Origin of the sequence: Kitasatospora sp. NPDC058032 (assembly GCF_042885845.1) — a bacterium.
Taxonomy (GTDB): Bacteria; Actinomycetota; Actinomycetes; order Streptomycetales; family Streptomycetaceae; genus Kitasatospora.
Genome location: NZ_JBHVRK010000044.1, coordinates 15,266 through 36,461, shown reverse-complemented (window position 1 = coordinate 36,461; position 21,196 = coordinate 15,266). Strand labels below are relative to the sequence as shown.

Annotated in this window: 16 protein-coding genes and 1 pseudogene; 8 read left to right on the top strand and 9 right to left on the bottom strand. The window is 74.1% G+C overall.

The window, feature by feature from the left end:
• Positions 1-274: 274 nt before the first annotated feature.
• Positions 275-589: pseudogene (locus ACFVUH_RS36080) on the top strand (TetR family transcriptional regulator); the annotation flags it as partial.
• Positions 590-622: 33 nt separating this feature from the next.
• Here the strand turns inward: ACFVUH_RS36080 and ACFVUH_RS36075 are convergent.
• The 5 genes from ACFVUH_RS36075 to ACFVUH_RS36055 form a co-directional block, all read right to left on the bottom strand.
• Positions 623-1,933 (bottom strand): DUF58 domain-containing protein, encoded by a 1,311-nt coding sequence (locus ACFVUH_RS36075; RefSeq protein WP_387917788.1) that lies wholly within the window; start codon positions 1,931-1,933, stop codon positions 623-625.
• A gap of 64 nt (positions 1,934-1,997) precedes the next feature.
• Positions 1,998-2,978 (bottom strand): AAA family ATPase, encoded by a 981-nt coding sequence (locus ACFVUH_RS36070; RefSeq protein ID WP_387917791.1) that lies wholly within the window; start codon positions 2,976-2,978, stop codon positions 1,998-2,000.
• Positions 2,979-3,052: 74 nt separating this feature from the next.
• Entirely contained in the window at positions 3,053-4,318 is a 1,266-nt protein-coding gene (locus ACFVUH_RS36065; protein WP_387917786.1) for a DUF4350 domain-containing protein, read from the bottom strand.
• Positions 4,315-4,986: a DUF4129 domain-containing protein gene (locus tag ACFVUH_RS36060; RefSeq protein WP_355372838.1), complete on the bottom strand. Its 672-nt coding sequence runs from the start codon at positions 4,984-4,986 to the stop codon at positions 4,315-4,317. The genes ACFVUH_RS36065 and ACFVUH_RS36060 overlap by 4 nt, the downstream gene beginning before the upstream one ends.
• A 5-nt stretch (positions 4,987-4,991) precedes the next feature.
• Positions 4,992-6,212, bottom strand: coding sequence for a hypothetical protein (locus ACFVUH_RS36055; protein WP_355372840.1), 1,221 nt, complete (start codon positions 6,210-6,212; stop codon positions 4,992-4,994).
• Between the two features lie 286 nt (positions 6,213-6,498).
• Here ACFVUH_RS36055 and mtrA point away from each other — a divergent pair, with 286 nt between their 5' ends.
• From mtrA to ACFVUH_RS36040, 3 genes are read left to right on the top strand one after another with little or no spacing between them, the layout of a single operon-like run.
• Positions 6,499-7,176: an MtrAB system response regulator MtrA gene (mtrA, locus tag ACFVUH_RS36050; RefSeq protein ID WP_030247322.1), complete on the top strand. Its 678-nt coding sequence runs from the start codon at positions 6,499-6,501 to the stop codon at positions 7,174-7,176.
• 1 nt (position 7,177) lies between these two features.
• The gene (gene mtrB, locus ACFVUH_RS36045) at positions 7,178-9,328 is read left to right on the top strand and encodes an MtrAB system histidine kinase MtrB (protein WP_387917785.1); all 2,151 of its coding nucleotides are present in this window, start codon (positions 7,178-7,180) and stop codon (positions 9,326-9,328) included.
• Positions 9,303-11,207 (top strand): LpqB family beta-propeller domain-containing protein, encoded by a 1,905-nt coding sequence (locus tag ACFVUH_RS36040; RefSeq protein WP_387917784.1) that lies wholly within the window; start codon positions 9,303-9,305, stop codon positions 11,205-11,207. The genes mtrB and ACFVUH_RS36040 overlap by 26 nt, the downstream gene beginning before the upstream one ends.
• A gap of 48 nt (positions 11,208-11,255) precedes the next feature.
• Here the strand turns inward: ACFVUH_RS36040 and ACFVUH_RS36035 are convergent, their stop codons facing one another.
• Complete coding sequence (locus ACFVUH_RS36035; protein WP_387917782.1) at positions 11,256-12,023, bottom strand: ComF family protein; 768 nt, start codon at positions 12,021-12,023, stop codon at positions 11,256-11,258.
• A gap of 366 nt (positions 12,024-12,389) precedes the next feature.
• Between ACFVUH_RS36035 and hpf the strand changes: the two genes are divergently transcribed.
• Both hpf and ACFVUH_RS36025 read left to right on the top strand, forming a co-directional pair.
• The gene (gene hpf / locus ACFVUH_RS36030; protein WP_355372848.1) at positions 12,390-13,082 is read left to right on the top strand and encodes a ribosome hibernation-promoting factor, HPF/YfiA family; all 693 of its coding nucleotides are present in this window, start codon (positions 12,390-12,392) and stop codon (positions 13,080-13,082) included.
• 195 nt (positions 13,083-13,277) lie between these two features.
• On the top strand, positions 13,278-14,036 hold the full coding sequence (locus ACFVUH_RS36025) for a response regulator (protein ID WP_387917780.1): 759 nt from the start codon (positions 13,278-13,280) through the stop codon (positions 14,034-14,036).
• 23 nt (positions 14,037-14,059) lie between these two features.
• On the opposite strand, the gene ACFVUH_RS36020 is transcribed toward ACFVUH_RS36025, so the two are convergent.
• Both ACFVUH_RS36020 and ACFVUH_RS36015 read right to left on the bottom strand, forming a co-directional pair.
• Positions 14,060-15,277: a winged helix-turn-helix domain-containing protein gene (locus tag ACFVUH_RS36020; RefSeq protein ID WP_387917779.1), complete on the bottom strand. Its 1,218-nt coding sequence runs from the start codon at positions 15,275-15,277 to the stop codon at positions 14,060-14,062.
• Positions 15,278-15,391: 114 nt separating this feature from the next.
• Positions 15,392-15,994, bottom strand: coding sequence for a GNAT family N-acetyltransferase (locus ACFVUH_RS36015; RefSeq protein WP_387917777.1), 603 nt, complete (start codon positions 15,992-15,994; stop codon positions 15,392-15,394).
• Positions 15,995-16,245: 251 nt separating this feature from the next.
• On the opposite strand from ACFVUH_RS36015, the gene secA reads away from it, so the two are divergent.
• Positions 16,246-19,008: a preprotein translocase subunit SecA gene (gene secA / locus ACFVUH_RS36010; protein WP_355372856.1), complete on the top strand. Its 2,763-nt coding sequence runs from the start codon at positions 16,246-16,248 to the stop codon at positions 19,006-19,008.
• Positions 19,009-19,169: 161 nt separating this feature from the next.
• Here secA and ACFVUH_RS36005 read toward each other — a convergent pair whose 3' ends face one another.
• Positions 19,170-19,643 (bottom strand): Rv3235 family protein, encoded by a 474-nt coding sequence (locus ACFVUH_RS36005; RefSeq protein WP_387917776.1) that lies wholly within the window; start codon positions 19,641-19,643, stop codon positions 19,170-19,172.
• Positions 19,644-20,051: 408 nt separating this feature from the next.
• Between ACFVUH_RS36005 and ACFVUH_RS36000 the strand changes: the two genes are divergently transcribed.
• Complete coding sequence (locus tag ACFVUH_RS36000) at positions 20,052-21,140, top strand: patatin-like phospholipase family protein (protein WP_387917774.1); 1,089 nt, start codon at positions 20,052-20,054, stop codon at positions 21,138-21,140.
• Positions 21,141-21,196: the final 56 nt, after the last annotated feature.

Below are 21,196 nucleotides of genomic sequence, written 5' to 3'. Positions count from 1 at the left end.
GGTACTGCAGGGGGGACCCTGTGGGAGAGTAGGACGCCGCCGAACAAATTTTGAGAAGAACCCCCGCCGGTTATCCGGCGGGGGTTCTTTGCGTTCAGGGGAGGCCGGTCACCTCCGATACCGCTCGGCCACCGCCGTGAAGGCCTCCTTGGGCTCCCAGTCCATGTCGGGGTAGTTCTCTTCCCGGCGTCCTTCGAGGAGTTTGACGATGCCCAGGCCGGCCCGGTCCAGGTCGTCCCTGGGGTCGCCGTCCGGGAAGAAGCAGGCGACGCGCGAGGCGCTGCTGCTGATCACCGGCCGGACCGCGCTGTGCGACGCCTTCCTCGACAGCACCGCCGACATCGAGCCCCCTCTCGCGGCGGTTCTCGCCGAACGCCTGGGCGGCGCCGGAGTGCACACGGCCCGCGTTCTCGCGGCGAGCGTGGCCTCGGCGGTTCGCACCGCGTTGGAGGGCTGGCTCCGGCCGACCGGGAACGCCGGCGCCGCCGGGCTGGTCGTACCGTCCGGGTCCCTGGCGGACCAGCTCCGCGCGGCGTTGGCCCCGCTCGCGCCGGCCTTCGACGCGGCCGAGCAGTGCACCGGATCGTGAGCCGGCCCCGGAGGTCGGGGCGCTGAGCCGCGGTCAGAGCCGGCCGGCGGCCTTGAGGGCGAGGTAGGTGTCGGCCAGGGCGGGGGCGACGGAGGCGGGCGGGGCGTCGATGACCGTGATGCCGGCGCGGGTGAGGCGGTCGGCGGTGAGGCGGCGGTCGGCGCGGGTCTGTTCGGCGGCCGCGGCTCCGTAGACGGCCTCGACCGTGCCGCGACCGGCGGCGAGTTCGTCGAGGTGGGGGTCGGAGACGGAGGCGAGCACGACCTCGTGCCGCTTGGTGAGCAGGGGCAGCAGCGGGAGCAGGCCGTCCTCGACCGGGGCCGCGTCCAGGCCGGTGAGCAGGACGATCAGCGAGCGGTGCGGCGCCATCTTGAGCGCGGTGGCGACCAGCGAGCGCATGTCGGTCTCGTAGAGGGCGGGCTCCAGCACGGCCATCGCGTTGGTGAAGGCCGGGAGGATCTCGTTCGGGGAGCGGCCGGCCACCGAGACCCGGGTGCGCAGGTCGTGGGCGAGCAGGTCGACCCGGTCGCCGGCCTTGGTGGCGAGGGCGGTGAGCAGCAGTGCGGCGTCCAGGGAGGCGTCCAGGCGGGGGGCGTCGCCGACCCGGCCGGCCGAGGTGCGGCCGGTGTCGAGGACGACGAGGATGTGCCGGTCGCGCTCCGGGCGCCAGGTGCGCACGGCGACGGTGTGGCGGCGGGCGCTGGCCCGCCAGTCGATGGAGCGGACGTCGTCGCCCGGCAGGTACTCGCGCAGCGAGTCGAACTCGGTGCCCTGGCCGCGGGTCAGGACGGAGGTGCGGCCGTCGAGTTCGCGCAGCCGGGCGAGCCGGGAGGGCAGGTGCTTGCGGCTGGCGAACGGGGGCAGTGCGCGGACCGTCCAGGGGACGAGGTGCGAGCCCTGACGGCCGGCCAGGCCGAGCGGGCCCAGCGAACGGATCGTCACCTTGTGGGCGTGGTGGTCCCCGCGCCGGGCCGGGGTGAGGACGGTGGTGACGCGGCGCCGTTCGTGGCCGGGCACGGGCAGGGTGTGCCGGGAGGCTGCGGTCTCGGTGCCGGGGCGCCAGGCGGACGGGGCCCAGGCGTCGCGGATCCGGGCCCGCAGGAGGCGTCCGGACGGGTTGGTGACGGTCAGTTCGACGCCGGCGGGCTCGCCGAGCCGCACCTTGGTGTCGCCGCCCCGGGTGATCCGCAGACTGCGGACGGGGGCGGCGAGCACCAGGTCGACGACGACGGCGAGCAGGACCGCACCGGTGACGGCGCCGATTCCGGCCCAGGAAGGCAGCAGCAGGCCCGTGACGAGGGCGCCGAGCGCGGCGAGCAGGGCGGTTCGCCCGGTGAGGGCCATGCGGTGCGTTCCTTCGTCGGGGCCGGGGGTGAGCCGGCCAGAGGTGCGGGCGGGCGGGGTGGGCTCAGCGCGGGGCGGGCGTCTGGGCGAGCACCGCCTGGATGACGGAGTCGGCGGTGACGCCCTCCATCTCGGCCTCGGCGCGCAGGGCGACGCGGTGCCGCAGGGTGGGCAGGGCGAGGGCCTTGACGTCGTCGGGGGTGACGTAGTCGCGGCCGGCCAGCCAGGCCCAGGCCCGGGAGGCGCCGAGCAGCGCGGTGGCGCCGCGCGGGGAGACGCCGATGGAGAGCGAGGGCGACTGCCGGGTGGCCCGGCAGAGGTCGACGATGTAGGCCAGGACCTCGGGGGAGACGGTCAGCTTGGCGATCTGCGCCCGGGCGGCCGTGATGTGCTCGGGACCGGCGACGGGGCGCACGCCCGCGGCGGAGAGGTCGCGCGGGTCGAAGCCGGCGGCGTGCCGGGCGAGGACCTGGAACTCCTGGTCGCGGTCGGGCAGCGGGAGGATCAGCTTGAGCAGGAAGCGGTCGAGCTGGGCCTCGGGCAGCGGGTAGGTGCCCTCGTACTCGACCGGGTTCTGGGTCGCGGCGACCAGGAACGGGACCGGCAGGGGGCGCGGTTCGCCGTCGACGGTGACCTGCCGCTCCTCCATGGCCTCCAGCAGGGCGGCCTGGGTCTTCGGCGGGGTGCGGTTGATCTCGTCGGCCAGCAGCAGGTTGGTGAAGACCGGGCCGGGCTGGAAGGAGAACTCGGCGGTGCGGGCGTCGTAGACCAGCGAGCCGGTGACGTCGCCGGGCATGAGGTCGGGGGTGAACTGGATGCGCTTGGTCCCCAGGCTGAGCGCGGTGGAGAGGGTGCGGATCAGCAGGGTCTTGGCGACGCCCGGGACGCCTTCGAGCAGCACGTGGCCGCCGCAGAGCAGGGCGACGACGAGCCCGGTGACGGCGGCGTCCTGGCCGACGACGGCCTTGGCGATCTCGGCGCGCAGGGCGGTCAGGGCCTCGCGCGCGTCGACGGTCGGAGCGTCGACGGGCCGGGCGTCGCCGATTCGCGGGTCGGTGGTGCCGGGGGTGGCGGGTGCCGTGCCGGGGGTGATGCGGAGCTGGGTGGTGGCCTTCTCGGTCACGGCTTCCGTACCTGCCTTTCGAGGGCGTCGAGGTCGTCGGCGAGCCGCAGCAGCGCGGCGTCGTCGGTCGGGGGCGGGCCGTACAGGAGGGCCCGTACGTCCCCGGCGGGCCGCTCGGGGAGGCGGTCGGCGACGGCCGCGCAGAGAGCGGAGGGGTCGGGCGCGCCGGCCACGGGCGGGACGCCCAGGGCCGGGGCGATGCGGTGCGCGGCGGCGCGGCGCAGGGCGTCGGCGGCGCGGCCGCGGGCCCTGGCACGGCGGTAGAGCCGGGCGCGGCCCTCGGTGGTCTCGGAGGCGCGGACCACCACGGGAAGGTTCTCGCTGACGACCGGGCCGAGGCGGCGGGCGCGCCAGAGCGCGGCGAGCACGACGGCGACGGCGAGCTGGTAGCCGGCCCAGGTCCAGCCCTCGGGGATGAAGTCCTGGAAGCTCTTCCGCCCGCCCTCGGCGACCGGGGCGGTGTAGTCGGGCAGGTGCCAGCCGATGTGCGGCTGGGCGCCGAGCAGGCCGAGCCCGAGGGCGGCGTTGCCGTCCTTCTTGAGCAGCTCGTTGGTGAGGAACTCGCCGCTGCCGAGGACCACGACGTCGGTGCCGCGGCCGGTGGGGACGGTGACCACGGGGTAGCCGTGGCCGCGCGGGTAGCAGCCCTCGCCGCGGCTGCCGGCGGTGTAGAGCAGGCCGCCGACGTGGGCGCTGCCGGCCCGGACGGCCTCCGGCAGCGAGCAGCCCGGGTCGGTGCTGCGGACGCGGGCGTAGGGGACGCCGCCGTTCTCGTCGGACATGCGGACGCCGGGGGCGAGCGCGCTGAGCGCGGCGGGGCCGGGGGAGATCAGGACCAGCCGGCTGTGCCGGGCGGCGGCGACGGCGGCCAGCTGCTCGGGGGTGAGCAGGTCGGGTTCGGGCAGCACCAGGGTGTCGGCGCCGGTGGGGCGGCCGGTCGGGTCGGTGGTGACGTCGACGGTGAGGCCCTGGCGCTCCAGCAGGGCGACCAGGGCGTGGCCGCCGGTGGAGTCGTAGGAGCGCGGGTCCAGCGGCGGGTACTGGCGCTCGTCGTTGGCGGCGGCCAGTACGACGGCGGCGAGCAGGGCCAGGACGATGGTGAGCAGGTACCAGCGGGCGCGCTGCCACAGGCCGCGGCCGGTGGGGGCGAGGCTGGTGCCGGTCGCGACGGGACCGGCCGCGGCGGGATCGGACCCGCCGGGGCCGGCCGCGGGCGCGGTCGGGTGCGACGGCGCCGGCGGGGCGGGGGTGGCGCTGGTCATGCGGCTCCTCCGGCGGCCGGGGCGAGGACCGGGCGGGCGCGTTCGAGGGTCCGGTCGAGGTCGCGCAGCAGTTGGTAGGCGGCCTGGTCGGCGGTGCGCTCGCCGTAGGCGATGTCGTCGAAGGCACGGGCGGCCGCGAGGAGCGCGCCGGCGTGCTCGGGCAGTGCGCGGCCGGCCTCGACGGCGGCCTCGTCGGCGGTGCGACCGGGCCGGGGGTCGAGCAGGGTGCGTTCCTCCAGCGCCCGGACCAGGGCTCGCATCTGCTCGCGGACGGCGTCCGCCCACTGGCCGGCGGCGGCGTGCCGCTCGGCGTCGGTCCGGTGCTCGGCGGCGCTGCGCGGGCCGGTGCCGCCGAAGACGCCGAGGTCGGTGCGGGCCGCCCGCTTGGGCGCGCCGAGGCGCCACCAGAGGGCGGCGCCGATCACCAGGGCGACCACCAGGAAGAGGATCAGCCCGGTGGTGCCGGTGGTGCCGCCGCCGGCGAGCGCGCCGAGCGCGTCGTCGATCCGGTCCATGACCCAGTTGACGACCCGCTCCTGGATGCTCGGGTCATGGCGGTGGTAGTCGGCCTTGACCAACTCGTCGCGGGCCGCGTCGCGCGCCGGGTCACGCGGCGTCGTGACCGGGGCCCCGCCCGCGAGCACGACGATCTCCCCCCAGGTCGGCATCGGGCTCAGAGCCTTGCCGGGGCGGGGCCGCCCTGACCGCCCCAGCCGGTGCCGCCGTACTCGGGCAGGCCGGCGGCGCGGGCGAGCTCGATGTCGAGGGCCTCGCGGCGGATCCGCTGGTCCACGTAGAGCAGCACGCCGATGGTGGCGGTGAAGGGGAGCGTGATGGTGGACGAGAGGATGCCGCCGATGGCGAGGGTGACCAGCATCGCGGCGGGCATGGAGGCGGAGTCACCGGCGTCGAGTTGGCTGGTGAGGTCGCTCCAGCCCAGCATCATGCCGATGACGGTGAACGGGGTGTTGATCACGCTGGAGACGACCCAGGCGATGACCGTGCTGAGCAGGGTGATGCCGAAGATCCGCCACCAGGAGCCGCGGACCAGACGCCGGGAGCGGGAGAGGGCGGCGATGACGCCCTGCTTCTCCAGCATGAGCGCGGGCGCGGCCAGGCTGAGCTGGATCCCGAGCCAGACGGCCACGGGGAGGCTGAGCATGCCCACGATGACGAGCAGGGCGGTGATCGCCGGTTCCGCCGCGCCGGACAGCGCGTAGCCGATCAGCGGGGTGAAGCCCAGCAGGACGATGCCGCCGAGGATCAGGGCGTTCAGCAGGGTGAGGCCGATGAGCTGGAGCGTCCGGGGCCGGGCGTCGCGCCAGGCCTCCCGGAGCGTGACGGACTGCCCGAGGATGGCCCGGCTGACCACCATGGTCAGCAGGGCCGAGGCGATCACGCTGAGCAGCCCGGCGAGCGGGAGGCTGACCAGGGAGGTCAGCACCGGGGTGAGCTCGCCGGTGTCGCCCTGGACGGCGAGCTGGGCGCCGAGCGCGACGCCCTGCTGGACCACGGCGACGCCGAAGGACAGGCCGAGGGCGACCCGCCAGTGCTTGCGGACGGTGGAGACCGCGCCGTCGAGGATCTCGCCGAGGCCGAGCGGGCGCAGCGGGATGACGCCGGGCTTGGGACTGGGCGGGGCACCCCATCCGAACTGCCCGCCGGGCGGCCCGTACGGCGGCGGCTGCTGTCCGAACGGCGGCTGCTGGCCGTACAGGGGCTGCTGCCCGTACGGGGGCTGCGGTGCGCCGGGGGCGGTGCCCCAGGCGGGCGGGGCGTCGTGGGGCGGTGCCGACTGGCCGGGCACGGCGGCGGGCGCGTCGGCCGGGGGCCGGGCACCGTCGCGGGGCGGCTCGGACGAGCCGGGCGAGGCCCAGCCCGGGGTGTCGGTCATCACTGCTCCTCGGAGGGCGTCAGGGTTCGCGGCGCCGGGTGGATCTTCACATGGGCGCAGCGCCCATCGTGCCATGGTGGTCGGACGCGCCCCAGGGGGATCCGGTTGCTGAACGGCAACGGCCGCTCCGCGGACGGCCGGTGGTCCGCCCCGGGGTCTCCGGGGCCGGGTCGGGCCGGGGCTTTCGCCCGGTATGGCCGGAATTCGCCGGGCCGCCAGTTGGCCGATCTGGAGCAATGGGACTGCTGTGCGGCAGGTCACAATCCGGTAATGAGAAGATGGACCCATGAAGGGACGCGTCCTCGTCGTTGATGACGACTCCGCACTGGCCGAGATGCTCGGCATTGTGCTGCGTGGTGAGGGTTTTGAGCCGTTTTTCGTCGCGGATGGGGACAGGGCGCTAGCCGCGTTCCGGGAGACCAAGCCCGACCTGGTCCTGCTCGACCTGATGCTGCCCGGCCGGGACGGCATCGACGTCTGCCGGCAGATCCGGGCGGAGTCAGGGATCCCGATCGTCATGCTGACCGCCAAGACCGACACGGTGGACGTCGTGGTGGGTCTGGAGTCGGGTGCCGACGACTACGTGACCAAGCCGTTCAAGCCCAAGGAACTGGTGGCCCGGGTGCGCGCCCGGCTGCGCCGTGCCGAGGAGCCGACCCCGGAGCAGCTGACCATCGGCGATCTGGTGATCGACGTGGCCGGCCACTCGGTGAAGCGGGACGGGCGGGGCATCCCGCTGACCCCGCTGGAGTTCGACCTGCTGGTCGCGCTGGCCCGCAAGCCCTGGCAGGTGTTCACCCGTGAGGTGCTGCTGGAGCAGGTGTGGGGTTACCGGCACGCGGCGGACACCCGGCTGGTGAACGTCCATGTGCAGCGTCTGCGCTCCAAGATCGAGAAGGACCCGGAGCGCCCCGAGATCGTGGTGACCGTCCGCGGCGTCGGCTACAAGGCCGGGCCCAGCTGACGTGAGCGACCAGTCCGACGAGACCCCGGCGGCCGGCGCGAGCGACGGGGGCGGCTCCGCCGTGCGCGGGGACGTGCTGAGTTCGACCGTCCGCAACCGCCGGCGGCGCGGTCTCGCGGCCCCGTTCGCGCCGGTGGTCCGTCAGCTGCGCCGCCCCGTGCACCGGGTGGCGGCGCTGTACCGGCGGTCGATCCAGCTGCGGGTGGTGGCGGCGACCCTGCTGCTGTCGGTCCTGGTGGTGCTGGTCCTGGGCGTCGTCGTGGTGGCCCAGGTACGGACCGGGCTGCTGGACACCAAGCGGGCCGCGGCGCGCGACCAGGCGATCGCGGGCTTCCAGACCGAGCTCAAGAAGATCGACGAGGCGAAGGACCTGCGGGTGCGCACCGGCGCGGCCGCCGACCCGGCGCCCGAGGAGCCCGGGACCTGGCTGCTGCGGCAGGTCGGCGAGCTGGCGGCCAGCGGGCAGAACGTCTACTCGGTGATCGCGATGCTGCCGGCCACCGGTCAGACGGTGCAGCCGGCGAAGGACCGGATCAGCTACGGCCCGCGCTACTCGGGCGACATCTCGCCGGACAGCGTCCCGGCCGCCCTGCGGGCCCGGGTCGCGCAGGAGGCCGGTCAGACCTTCAGCCAGCCCACCCGGATCCAGCGCTCCGTGGAGAGCGGCGGGAAGACCGAGCCGGGCCTGGTCTTCGGCCAGCAGTTCACCGGCCCGGACGGCAGTAGCTACCAGCTGTACTACGTCTTCTCCTTCGGCCAGGAGACCAAGACCCTCAACCTGATCACCGGCACCCTGGCGACCGCCGGCGTGTTCGTGGTGATCATGATGGGTGGCATCGCCTGGCTGGTGGTGCGCCAGGTGGTGACGCCGGTCCGGATGGCCGCCGGAATCTCCGAGCGGCTGGCCGCCGGGCACCTGGAAGAACGGATGAAGGTCACCGGCACGGACGACATCGCCCGGCTCGGCGAATCGTTCAACCGGATGGCCAACGCGCTGCAGGCGCAGATCCGCCAGCTGGAGGAGCTGTCCCGGGTGCAGCGGCGCTTCGTCTCGGACGTCTCGCACGAGCTGCGCACCCCGCTGACCACCGTCCGGATGGCCGCCGACCTGATCTACGACAGCCGCGAGGACCTCGACCCGATGGCGGCCCGGTCCGCCGAGCTGCTCCAGGGGCAGCTGGACCGCTTCGAGTCGCTGCTCGCCGACCTGCTGGAGATCAGCCGGTTCGACGCGGGCGCGGCCGTGCTGGACGCCGAGCCGGTCGACCTGCGCGACATCGTCGGCCGGGTGGTCGAGGCCGCGGACCCGCTGGCGCAGGCCAAGGGCAGCGCGGTGGTGATCCGCGGCGACGGCGAGCCGGTGGTGGCCGAGGTCGACTCCCGGCGGATCGAGCGCATCCTGCGCAACCTGGTGGTCAACGCGCTGGAGCACGGCGAGGGCCGGGACGTCGTGGTCCGGCTGGGCTCGCAGGACGGCGCGGTGGCGGTCGGCGTGCGCGACTACGGCATCGGCCTCAAGCCGGGCGAGGCGTCCCGGGTGTTCCACCGGTTCTGGCGGGCCGACCCGTCCCGGGTACGGACCACCGGCGGCACCGGCCTGGGCCTGTCCATCGCGGTCGAGGACGCGCACCTGCACGGCGGCTGGCTCCAGGCCTGGGGCGAGCCGGGCGGCGGCTCGCACTTCCGGCTCACCCTGCCGCGCACCCGCGGCGGCGAGATCAACCGGGCGCCGTTCCGACTGGAGCCGGAGGACTCCCGCAACAACCGGGGGCTGGGCACGTACGGGACGCCGTACCGGCGGGCGATCCGTCCGGGCGGCTCGACGGCGCTGAGCGCGGCGGAGGAGACGGCCGTCCCGGAGACCCCGGAGGCCTCCGGCAGCGGTTTCGGCAGCGGGCTCGGCGGCGTGCTGAGCATCGGCCCGGGTCTCGGCCGCCGCTCGCCGGACGCCCCGCGGGCCGACCCGTCGGACGTGCTGCCGGCCGGTGCCGGGTACGGTGCGACCGGCGCGCAGGTCATGGTGGACACGGCGCCGGGCCGGCCGTCGGTGGCGCAGCGCACCGCGGGGCCGGACGAGGCCGCCGGGGTGGACGGCACGGGTGGAACCGACACGGAGGGGTCGCGGGGTGCGAAGGACCAGCGGCAGGACTGAGCCTCGGCTGGCCGGGGTGGCCGGTGCCCTGCTGGGCAGCCTGCTGGCCGGCGGCTGCGCGGCGATGCCGGATTCCGGGGGCGTCACCAGGATCGAGCAGTCCAAGAGCTCGGCGGAGAAGAACCTGCAGGTCAGGGTCTTCCCGGTGGAGCCCGCCAAGGGCGCCAAGCCGCAGGAACTGCTGACCGGGTTCCTGGACGCGCTCACCGCCGACGACAGCTACGGCACGGCCCGCAAGTACCTGACGTCCGCCGCCGCCGCGCGGTGGAACGCCGAGGCGGGCGTCAAGGTGCTCGGCGGCAAGCCGAGCCAGGCCGACGTGAGCGTGACCGACGCCGACACCGACGTCTCCATCCCGGTCAGCGGGCAGCTGGTGGCCGAGGTGGACGAGCGGCACTCGTACCGGATCAAGCCGACCAACCCGCAGCTCCAGTTCAACTTCTCCTTCGTGCGGGAGAAGGGCGAGGAGTGGCGGATCAACGAGCTCCCCGACGGCCTGATCCTCAACGAGGTCAACTTCCGCAACAGCTACCGCCAGGTCGACCGGTTCTTCTTCGCCGCGCCCGACCCGTCCGCGCCGACCGCCACGGCGGTGACCAACCAGGACGTGCTGATCGCCGACCCGGTCTACCTGCGGCGCCGAATAAACCCGCTGGGTTCGGCCGCCGACGCGCTGGTCAGCGGGCCGTCGAGCTGGCTGGAGCCGGTGGTGCGCTCGGCCTTCCCGGCCGGGACGAAGGTGGAGTCGGTCACCGTGGACGACAACCACACCGGGCACGTGGGGCTCACCGGGGTCGATCTGGGCAGTGCCACCGCCTGCCGGCAGATGGCCACCCAGCTGCTCTACACCCTCGCCGACCAGGGCACCGGGCAGGTGGACAAGCTGGAACTCAAGGGGCAGCACGGCGGCCCGAGCTGCCTGGCGACCCGCATCGACGAGCCCGCGATCGGGCCCGGCTCGCTGGCCGGCCAGATGGCCACCCGGCAGTTCTACCAGCGGGAGGACAACGGCGTCCTGTACGAGACGCGCGCGGCCGATGACGTCTCCGATCCGGTGCGCGGTCCGCTGGGGCGCCCGCAGCAGAGCGGTCGGCGGCTGGGCGCGATCGCGGTGGCCCGGGACGGTGAGCGAGCCGCGGCGATCAGCGGGGACGGCCACCAGCTCTACACCGTGCCGTTCGCGGAGAACACGGCGGCGGGCGCGATGCCCCAGCCGGTGCTGACCACCACGGCCCGCCCGGGCGCGAAGGCCGAGGACGGGCTGACCTCGCCGACCTGGGACGGGCGCGGCGACCTCTACGTGGTGGACCGGGACCCGCAGGGCCCGAGGGTGCTGATGGTCCGCGACAAGACGGTCGTCGAGGTGCCGGTGGCGAAGCTGGACGGCCGCTCGGTGCAGGGCATCAAGGTCTCCTCGGACGGGGTCCGGGTGGCCCTGCTGCTCAAGGAGGGCAAGGACGGCAAGGACCAGAAGCTCTGGCTGGGGCTGCTGGTCCACGGAGGCACCAAGGAAGCGCCGACCGTGCGGATCACCGGCCTGCAGGAGGCCAACCCGGCGTTCCAGGAGGTGGCCTCGGTCTCCTGGGCGGAGGCGGACCAACTGCTGGTGCTGGGCAAGGAGAAGGACAAGCTGCAGCAGCTGCACTACATCAGCACGGACGGGTCCCCGAACTCGGACGCGCGGTTGCAGAGCGGTGGCGAGATGGTCACGGTGGCCGCGTCGGAGTCGCGGGTGAACGGCGGCGGCACTACGCCGGTGGTGCCGCCGGTGCTGGCGCTGCAGGGCGCGGGAGGCAAGCCGTACCGGCTGGTCAACAACCAGTGGCGGGAGCTGGGGGGACTGCTCTACGGGGTCTCCTCGTTCATCTACCCGGGCTGATCCAGGGCTGATCCCGGGCTGATCTCCGGGCCGGTGCTCGGGCTGCTCTCAGAGGTAGTCCTCGGACCGGTGCTCGGGTGTGTGCGGGTCGCCGCAGGGGTGCCGGTCCGCGCCGGCCGCCGCGACGGTGGCGGCCGCGCAGGGCGGCAGCCCGGCGGCCGACAGCGCCCGGGCCGCTTCGGCGAGGCTGGCGCCGGTGGTCACCAGGTCGTCCACCAGAACCGGCCGGAGCGCGGGCGGGCGGTGTGCGAGCGGCCGTACGGTGAGCGCGCCGTGCAGGTTGCGCCGGCGCTCGGCGGCCGGGAGCCCGGCCTGGTCGGCGACCGGGCGGGTGTGCCGCAACAGCGGTGCGGCGCGGGCGTCCAGGCCCTCCCGGCGCAGGACGCGGGCGGCGGCGCCCGCCAGCCGCAGGGTCGGGTCGTGCCCCCGGGCGCGGACGGCCGCGCGGGCCGAGGGCACCGGGACGAGCAGCAGCGGGGCCTGCCCGGCCCGCGGGCCGAGCGCGGAGCGCACCGCGCGGGCGAGGACCTCGCCGAGCGGGCCGGCCAGCCGGAGCGCGCCGCGCTCCTTGTGCGCGAGCAGCAGCCGGCGGACCGGGCCGTCGTACGGCGCGCAGGCGTGCGCCCAGGGCAGTGCGGCGCAGGGCGCGGGCCGGGCGGCGGCGAGGACACGCCGACAGTCCGGGCAGAGCTGGCCGCGCTCGGTGCCGCAGCCCGCGCAGGGCGACGGGACCAGCACGTCGAGCAGACCGGCCAGGGCGTGGGCGAACGGCCCTTGGGCGGACGGCGGTCGGGGCGGTGCGGAGGTCGGCGGCACGGCTGCTCCTCCCGGCTTGCGAACGGAGAGTGAGCAAAGAATGCGCCGTACGGGGGGTGTTGTCCAGGTATTTACCTGTGTTTCACTCGCAGGAGGGTAGACAGGGGGCTACGGCTTGACCGCCGCGCCCCATTAGTCCGTCATACCCCAACTCTCCGCTGGGGAGGCGAAAACTCCGTGTGAGGTGTTCGATGAGCCCCAGGGGGTTTCAACCGTCCCTGGTGGGGAGGAAGTGAGGTGAGGGCCAGTCGTTCCCGCCGTTGCCGGTGGGACGGAGGGCCGGCGGAAGGATTGGCTGGTCCGGCTGGTCTCAGTCCGGTCCGGTAGCACCCGGACCGGCGACAGAACGAGGGATCGGAGTTCTGCGTGGACATCGTTGTCAAGGGCCGCAAGACCGAGGTGCCCAAGAGGTTCCGGGATCACGTGGCCGAGAAGCTGGAGAAGGTCCAGAAGTTCGACACCAAGGCGATCAGCCTCGATGTCGAGGTGTCCAAGGAACACAACCCGCGGCAGGCCGACCGGTCCGACCGCGTGGAGATCACTCTCCGTACCCGTGGCCCGGTGATCCGGGCGGAGGCCGCCGCCGCGGACCCCTATGCGGCGCTCGACCTGGCCTCGGCGAAGCTCGACGCCCAGCTGCGCAAGTCCGCGGACCGGCGTCGGGTCCACAAGGGCGGCAACGGCCGCACCCCGATCAGCGTCGCCGAGGCGACCGCGGCCCTGGCCGCGCTGCCCGAGCCGAAGCCGTCGGAGAGCAGCACCAACGGGGCCGTCCGCAAGACCATGATGGGAACCCTGGAAGTGGAGGGCGAAGGCCCGCTGGTGGTCCGGGAGAAGACGCACCCGGCCGCCCCGATGGCGCTCGACCAGGCGCTCTACGAGATGGAGCTGGTCGGCCACGACTTCTACCTCTTCGTGGAGAAGGACAGCGGCCTGCCGAGCGTGGTCTACCGCCGGCACGGTTACCACTACGGCGTGATCCACCTCAAGGCCGACGGCTCGACCGTCGAGGGTGGTGGCGCCGGCGGTGCGATCGGCGCGGGTGACGACGAGGACTGACCGTCCGAGCAGCATGGGAGGGTGACCCCGGTGGCCGGTGCCGCCGGGGTCACCGGCGTTCCGGGGCGGGTCGGTGTGCCGTCGGGCCGCCCCGCAGGTCACCCGATGCGGGGCGATCGGCGCCGGAGGGTGACCGGAGGGGGCTCCGGCCGTGGAATGATTGGCGCACGACGACCGGCGACGGGGGAGGAGCGGATGGGGGATCACTTCGGGTTGGGGCCCGCGGCGGGGCCGGTCGCGGGGGGGCCACCGGGCCGGGGGGAGGACCCCGGCTACGGCACCCGCCGGGGGGAGCCGATCCGCGTCCTGGTGGTGGACGACCACGCGCTGTTCCGCCGCGGCCTGGAGATCGTGCTGGCCGAGGAGGAGGACATCACCGTCGTCGGCGAGGCCGGGGACGGCGCCGAGGCGGTGCTCAAGGCCGCCGACCTGCTGCCGGACATCATCCTCATGGACGTCAGGATGCCGCGCCGCAGCGGGATCGAGGCCTGTACCGCGATCAAGGACGTCGCGCCCAGCACCAAGATCATCATGCTGACGATAAGCGACGAGGAGGCCGACCTCTACGAGGCGATCAAGGCGGGCGCCACCGGGTACCTGCTCAAGGAGATCTCCACCGACGAGGTCGCCACCGCGATCCGCGCGGTCGCCGACGGGCAGTCCCAGATCAGCCCCTCGATGGCGTCCAAGCTGCTCACCGAGTTCAAGTCGATGATCCAGCGCCGGTCCGACGAGCGCGAGTTGGTGCCCGCGCCGCGGCTGACCGACCGGGAGCTGGAGGTGCTGAAGCTGGTGGCCACCGGGATGAACAACCGGGAGATCGCCAAGGAGCTGTTCATCAGCGAGAACACCGTGAAGAACCACGTGCGCAACATCCTGGAGAAGCTGCAACTGCACTCCCGGATGGAGGCCGTGGTCTACGCGATGCGGGAGAAGATCCTCGAAATAGGGTGAGCGGCGGGTCCCTCGGGGTGCGCTCAGCCGAGCAGCTTCTCCAGTGCCGGGCGGAGCGCCTCGTCGTGCAGCGTCTCGACCCGGACGGCGTCGCAGCCCACCCAGGAGGCCGCCTCGCGCAGCGCCCCGGCCAGCGCCTCCAGGTGCCGGGGGGAGTCCAGCGAGACCTGACGGGCCACCAGCGTCCGTCCCTCGCGGGCCGGATCGACCCGGCCGACCAGCTGCCCGCCGGTCAGCAGCGGCATCGCGAAGTAGCCGTGCACCCGCTTGTGCTTGGGCGTGTAGGCCTCCAGCCGGTGGGACATGCCGAAGATCCGCTCGGTGCGCGGGCGGTCCCAGACCAGCGAGTCGAACGGCGAGAGCAGCGTGGTGCGGTGGCGCCCGCGCGGCGCCGCGGCGAGCGCCGCCGGGTCGGCCCAGGCCGCGCCGGGCGAGCCGTCCGGGCCCCAGCCGGCCACCTGGACCGGGACCAGGCCGGATTCGGGCAGCGCCGCGTCCAACTGGTCGGCGCGCAGCCGGTGGTAGTCCAGCAGGTCGGCCCGGGTGGCCACGCCGAGCGCCGCGCCGGACTGCGCGACCAGGGTGCTCAGGCACTCCGCGTCGTCCGGCTCGGCAGCGAACAGCTCGGCGGGGACGGCCTGTTCGGCCAGCGCGTAGACGCGCTTCCAGCTCCGGCGATCGGTGCAGACCACATCGCCGAAGGCCAGCGCCCGCTCCACCGCGATCTTGGTGTCCGACCAGTCCCACCAGTCGGCGGTCCGCTTGGCTCCGCCCAACTCGGTGGAGGTGAGCGGGCCCTCGGCGCGCAGCTTGTCGAGCACGGTGCGGTACGTCGCCGCGTCGACCTGCTTGCCCCAGACGTGGGCCTTGGCCCGGTAGCTCCGCCGCCGGAAGGCGAACAGCGGCCACTCCTCGACGGGCAGCACGCAGGCCGCGTGCGACCAGTACTCGAAGCTCGCGCCGGAGCCCCAGAACGCCGTCTCGACCGCCGGGCGGCCGACCGCGCCGAGCCGGGCGTACGGGACCAGTTCGTGCGAGCGGGCCAGCACCGAGATGGTGTCGAGCTGGACGGAGCCGAGCCGGCGCAGCACCCCGCGCACCCCGCCGCGGCGGTCCGGGGCACCGAGCAGTCCCTGGGCGCGCAGGGCGATCCGGCGGGCGTCGTCGGCACCGAGGACGGTCACCGGGGCGGGGGTCGCGAGCGTGGGGCCGGCGGCCCGGCGCGGGGTCGAGGCGGTCATGCCGGCGAGCCTAGACGGGGGCACCGACAACCGGCCCGGGCCGGCCGGCCGCCGGGGCCGCGCGGTCCGTGGGCCCGCGCGGTCCGCGGGGCCGTCCGCCCGGGGCCTGGCGGTTCAGTCCGCGAGGTCCTCGGCGAGCAGCGAGGCGATCCAGGTGTCGAGGAACCGGCCGCGCTGCTCGGAGTAGGAGCGCAGGGTGCCCTCGAAGCGGAAGCCGACCTTCTCGGCCACCGCGCGGGAGCCCTCGTTGCCCGTGTAGGCGAGCCACTCCAGCCGGCGCAGCCCCAGTTCGCGCAGTCCGTAGCGGGCCACCGCGGCGGCGGCCTCTGCGGTGTAGCCGCGGCCGCGGAACTCCTTGGCCGCCCACCAGCCGACCTCGGCGGTGCCGGGCCGGCCGGGGACGGCCGTCAGCCCCTGGCTGCCGACCAGCGCTCCGGACTCGCGCTCGAACACGCACCAGACCCGGTTGCCGCCGGTCCGCCAGCCCTCGGCGGCGAGGTCGTGGACGAAGTACTCGGCGTCCTGGCGGCGGTACGGGACCGGGACGACCGTCCAGCGCTGGATCTCCTCGTCCTGGCAGGCGGCGAAGACCGCGTCGACGTCGCCCTCGTTCGGGGCGCGCAGGACCAGGCGGTCGGTGGTGAGGACGACGGGCTCCGTCGGGTCCGGCCCGTTCTGCTGCCCCGACTGCTGCGACTGCTTCGGCTGCTCATCCATGGACGGATTATTCCGTGCAGAGAGAAAGCAGAGCATCCGATTAACGGATCGACTCGTTCAACCAGCCGGACATCCGCCCGGTTTGCCCCGGTGCGAGCGACTATCGTCGGATGTGCTCGCGCGGGTGACACGGGAATACCGTGCTGACGCACCTCCCGGGGCATTGGGCTCCTCGCATACGATGGCCCGTGCGGTGGGGTGGATCCACCGTGCAGTCGTCCAGTGCCAATACAGGCAAGGAGCCCGCTCACGTGTCCGTCTTCGACAAGATCCTGCGCGCCGGCGAAGGCAAGATCCTTCGCAAGCTGCAGCGGATTGCCGCCCAGGTCAACTCCATCGAAGAGGACTTCGTCAACCTCACCGACGCCGAGCTGCGCGCACTGACCGACGAGTACAAGCAGCGGATCGCCGACGGCGAGAGCCTGGACGACATCCTCCCCGAGGCGTTCGCCACCGTCCGCGAGGCCGCCAAGCGCGTGCTGGGCCAGCGGCACTACGACGTCCAGCTCATGGGCGGCGCCGCGCTGCACTTCGGCTACGTCGCCGAGATGCGCACCGGTGAGGGCAAGACCCTGGTCGGCACGCTGCCCGCGTACCTCAACGCGCTCACCGGCAAGGGCGTGCACCTCATCACGGTCAACGACTACCTCGCCGAGCGCGACTCGGAGTGGATGGGCCGGGTGCACCGCTTCCTCGGCCTCGAGGTCGGCGTGATCCTCGGCAACATGACGCCTGCCGAGCGCAAGCGCCAGTACGGGATGGACATCACGTACGGCACCAACAACGAGTTCGGCTTCGACTACCTGCGCGACAACATGGCCTGGTCGAAGGACGAACTCGTCCAGCGCGGCCACTACTTCGCGGTGGTCGACGAGGTCGACTCGATCCTCATCGACGAGGCCCGTACCCCGCTGATCATCTCCGGCCCGGCGGACCAGGCGACCAAGTGGTACGCCGACTTCGCCAAGCTGGTGCTGCGCCTGAAGATCGACCGCGACTACGAGGTCGACGAGAAGAAGCGCACCGTCGGCATCCTCGAGGAGGGCGTCACCCGGGTCGAGGACTACCTCGGCATCGACAACCTCTACGAGTCGGTGAACACCCCGCTGGTCGGCTTCCTGAACAACGCCATCAAGGCGAAGGAGCTCTACAAGGCGGACAAGGACTACGTCGTCATGAACGGCGAAGTCATGATCGTCGACGAGCACACCGGCCGCATCCTGGCCGGCCGCCGCTACAACGAGGGCATGCACCAGGCGATCGAGGCCAAGGAAGGGGTGGAGGTCCAGAACGAGAACCAGACGCTGGCCACCATCACCCTCCAGAACTTCTTCCGCCTGTACGACAAGCTGGCCGGCATGACCGGTACCGGTACCACCGAGGCGGCCGAGTTCCACCAGATCTACAAGCTCGGCGTGGTGCCGATCCCGACCAACAAGACGCCGCTGCGCATCGACCAGCCCGACCTGATCTACAAGTCGGAGCCGGCCAAGTTCGCCGCCGTGGTCGAGGACATCGCCGAGAAGCACGAGAAGGGCCAGCCGGTGCTGGTCGGCACCGTGTCGGTCGAGAAGTCCGAGTACCTGTCGCAGGAGCTGCGCAAGCGCGGCATCCCGCACGAGGTGCTGAACGCCAAGCACCACGAGCGCGAGGCGCAGATCGTCGCCCAGGCCGGCCGCAAGGGCGCCGTCACCGTCGCCACCAACATGGCCGGCCGCGGTACCGACATCATGCTCGGCGGCAACGCCGACCACCTCGCGGCCGCCGAGCTGGCCCAGCGCGGGCTCTCCGCGGTGGACACCCCGGAGGAGTACGAGGCCGCGTTCCCGGCAGCGCTGGAGAAGGCCAAGGCCGCGGTCAAGGCGGAGCAGGACGAGGTCAAGGAGGCCGGTGGCCTCTACGTCCTCGGCACCGAGCGCCACGAGTCCCGCCGGATCGACAACCAGCTGCGCGGCCGTTCCGGCCGTCAGGGCGACCCGGGCGAGTCCCGCTTCTACCTGTCGCTGGGCGACGACCTGATGCGCCTGTTCAAGGCCGGCATGGTCGAGCGCGTGCTCTCGATGGCCAACGTGCCCGAGGACGTGCCGATCGAGTCGAAGATGGTCACCCGGGCCATCGCCTCCGCGCAGACCCAGGTCGAGCAGCAGAACTTCGAGATCCGCAAGAACGTCCTCAAGTACGACGAGGTGCTGAACCGCCAGCGCGAGGTCATCTACGGCGAGCGCCGCCGGGTCCTGGAGGGCGAGGACCTGCAGGAGCAGGTCGGCCACTTCATGGACGACACCGTCGAGGCGTACGTCCGGGCCGCCACCGGCGAGGGCTTCGAGGACGACTGGGACCTCGAGAAGCTCTGGACCGCGCTCAAGCAGCTCTACCCGGTCACCCTGGACCTGGAGGAGCTGGAGGAGGAGGCCGGCGGCACCGCGGGCCTCACCCCGGAGTTCCTCACCAAGGTCGTCCAGGAGGACGTCCAGGCGCAGTACGGCGCCCGCGAGGACCAGCTCGGCACCGAGATCATGCGCGAGCTGGAGCGCCGGGTCGTGCTGTCGGTGCTGGACCGCCGCTGGCGCGAGCACCTCTACGAGATGGACTACCTCCAGGAGGGCATCGGCCTGCGGGCCATGGCGCAGCGCGACCCGCTGGTCGAGTACCAGCGCGAGGGCTTCGACATGTTCACCGCGATGATGGAGGGCATCAAGGAGGAGTCCGTCGGCTACCTGTTCAACCTGGAGGTCCAGGTCGAGCAGCAGGTCGAGGAGGTCCCGGTCGAGGACGCCCAGGTCGTGCTCGACAAGCTGGAGAAGGACGCCGCCCGTCCGGAGATCAAGGCCAAGGGCCTGGAGGCCCCCAAGCCGCAGCGGCTGCACTACACGGCCCCCTCGGACGAGGTCGGCGGCGGTGTGGTCGAGGGCGACTTCGAGGACCTCGGTGCGGAGGACGAGGGCGACGGGCTGACCCGCGCCGAGCGCCGCAAGGCCGCCAAGTCGGCCAAGGGCCGCCGCCGCAAGGGCTGAGACGAGGCCGGTGGCCGGTCCGCGCGTCGGACCGGCCCGCCGCAGGGTCGGGCGCCGCTCCCGTACGGGGGCGGCGCCCCGCGCCGTTTCCGGGGGCGTGCCCAGCGGACCGCGGGTCGGCGGCGGGACGGCGGGCGGCGGCGCGGTGCGGGCGACGGCGGTCACCGGGCCTCCACGGCGGTGCACTGCCACTGGCCGGAGGGGCCGCGCGGCTCCAGCCGGAACGCCACCATGTGGTGCCGGGTGCCGAGGTCGACCCGGACGCAGGCCTCGACGGCGCCCGGCGAGGCGGAGCGGTCGTGCACCGGGCCGAGCCGGGGCCGCTCGCCGGCCCGCGCCCGGCGCAGGGTGCCGGCCCGGACCAGGGCGGAGAGCTGGCCGTAGCAGTCCAGTGTGGTGTGGCGCAGCAGCTGGCCGGACGGCCGGGCGCCGGTGAGCACCTCGACCAGCCGGTGGGCGAACCGGGTGCTGAGGCCGTCGAGCGGCTCGCGGTCCGCACCGCCGGTGCACGCGGTCCGGGGGTGACGGGGCCGGCGCGGGGGCGCCGGGTGGTGGTCCCGGGCGGTGCCGCGCGAGCGGTAGGGGCGCGCGGAGAGCACGGCGGGCGGTGCGGCGCGGTTCGGGCACGTGGTCATGGGCCTTCCTCGGGGGCGGTCGGCGCGGGGCCTGGGTGGGGGCTGTCGCCGGGGGTGGCGACGGGGTCGGGAAGCAGGCTGGTGCGGGTACGGACGGGTCCTTGCTAGTGGCCCCCGCACGGGGCGGCAACGGGTTTCCCACGGCCTCCCCGACGGCCTCGAAGTTCACCTATCCGGGTGAGTCGGCCCGTGCGGTGGCAGGCTTCCGGGCACCCCCGTCGGCCCGGGGTTGACGCGCCGGGGAGGCCGGGAGGGCCCGAAAGGGGACGGTCCGTTCGCCAGGACGGACGTTGCGCCCCCGGCCGGTCGGCGCGCACGATCGAAGGCCGGGCCGTACGCCTCGCGGGCCTCGTGCGGCGTCCGCCCGGCAGCGCACCAGCACCGCCCCGACGAGGACAGGCGGCCGGTATGACGACATGGGTATCGGGGACGCGTCCGGCAACCCCGGGGACCGGGGACGCTCCCCGGCGCGGCCTGGTGCTGGGTGGCGGCGGCATGCTCGGCGCGGCCTGGACGGTCGGTGCGCTGCGCGCCATCGAGGAGGCGACCGGGCGGCCGCCGGGCGATGCGGAGGTGCTGCTCGGCACCTCGGCGGGTGCCATCCTCGGCGCGCTGCTGGCGGCCGGGGCGGACACCGGCCAGCTCCGCGACCACCAGTGCGGCCTGCCGATCGGCTCCGGTCCGCTGGCCGGGATCGAGTTCGACTACGACACGGCGGTCGGCGGCGCGCTGCCGCCGCGGCCCCGGGCCGGCATCGGCTCGCCGGGCCTGCTGCGGGACGCCGTCCGGCACCCGCGCACCTACCCCTGGCTCACCATGGTCTCGGCGATGGCGCCGCACGGCCGGGGCTCGCTGGCGTCGGTCGGCGCGCTGGTCGGCGGCCTGTTCGACGGCGCGGACGGCTGGCCGGCGGGCTCGGCGCTGCGGGTCGTCGCGGTGGACTACCGCACCGGCCGCCGGGTGGTCTTCGGCGACCCCGGCGCACCCCCCGCCCGGGTCGACGAGGCGGTGACGGCCTCCTGCGCGATCCCCGGCTGGTTCGCGCCCGTCCCGGTCGGCGGCACCGCGTACGTGGACGGCGGCTGCTGGTCGGCCACCAACGCCGACCTGCTGCTGGACCGGGGCCTCGACGAGGTCTACGTGCTCGCCCCGATGGCGCTGCGCCCCGACCCGCCCGGGCGCCCGGAGTCCGACGACGGCGCGTCCGCCGCCACGCGCGCCCGGCGCGTGCGGGACTGGCTGCACGCCCCGCGCGAGCGGGACCGCCCGAGCGGGGTGCTCGCCCAGCTGGTCGCCCGTTACCGCCGGACGGTGACCCGCCGGCTGCTGCGCGAGGCCGGACTGCTGCGGGCGAGCGGCGTGCGCGTGCACCTGCTCGCTCCCACCCCCGCCGACCTGGCGGTGATGGGCCCGAACATGATGGACCCGGCCCGCCGCGGAGCCGTCCTGGAGAGCGCGCTGGACACCTGCCGCCGCACCCTGGAGGCCGCCCGCTGACCGCCTCCGGAGGGGCCGGCGCCCGGGCCGACGGCGTGCGGGTGATCACGGCCCGC

Bases quoted from the DNA above. Each gene is read 5' to 3' on its own strand.
- ACFVUH_RS36075 (WP_387917788.1), bottom strand. From the start codon at position 1,933: ATGGCCCTCACCGGGCGAACCGCCCTGCTCGCCGCGCTCGGCGCCCTC.
- ACFVUH_RS36065 (WP_387917786.1), bottom strand. From the start codon at position 4,318: ATGACCAGCGCCACCCCCGCCCCGCCGGCGCCGTCGCACCCGACCGCG.
- ACFVUH_RS36060 (WP_355372838.1), bottom strand. From the start codon at position 4,986: ATGCCGACCTGGGGGGAGATCGTCGTGCTCGCGGGCGGGGCCCCGGTC.
- ACFVUH_RS36055 (WP_355372840.1), bottom strand. From the start codon at position 6,212: ATGACCGACACCCCGGGCTGGGCCTCGCCCGGCTCGTCCGAGCCGCCC.
- mtrA (WP_030247322.1), top strand. From the start codon at position 6,499: ATGAAGGGACGCGTCCTCGTCGTTGATGACGACTCCGCACTGGCCGAG.
- ACFVUH_RS36025 (WP_387917780.1), top strand. From the start codon at position 13,278: ATGGGGGATCACTTCGGGTTGGGGCCCGCGGCGGGGCCGGTCGCGGGG.
- ACFVUH_RS36020 (WP_387917779.1), bottom strand. From the start codon at position 15,277: ATGACCGCCTCGACCCCGCGCCGGGCCGCCGGCCCCACGCTCGCGACC.
- ACFVUH_RS36015 (WP_387917777.1), bottom strand. From the start codon at position 15,994: ATGGATGAGCAGCCGAAGCAGTCGCAGCAGTCGGGGCAGCAGAACGGG.
- ACFVUH_RS36005 (WP_387917776.1), bottom strand. From the start codon at position 19,643: ATGACCACGTGCCCGAACCGCGCCGCACCGCCCGCCGTGCTCTCCGCG.
- ACFVUH_RS36000 (WP_387917774.1), top strand. From the start codon at position 20,052: ATGACGACATGGGTATCGGGGACGCGTCCGGCAACCCCGGGGACCGGG.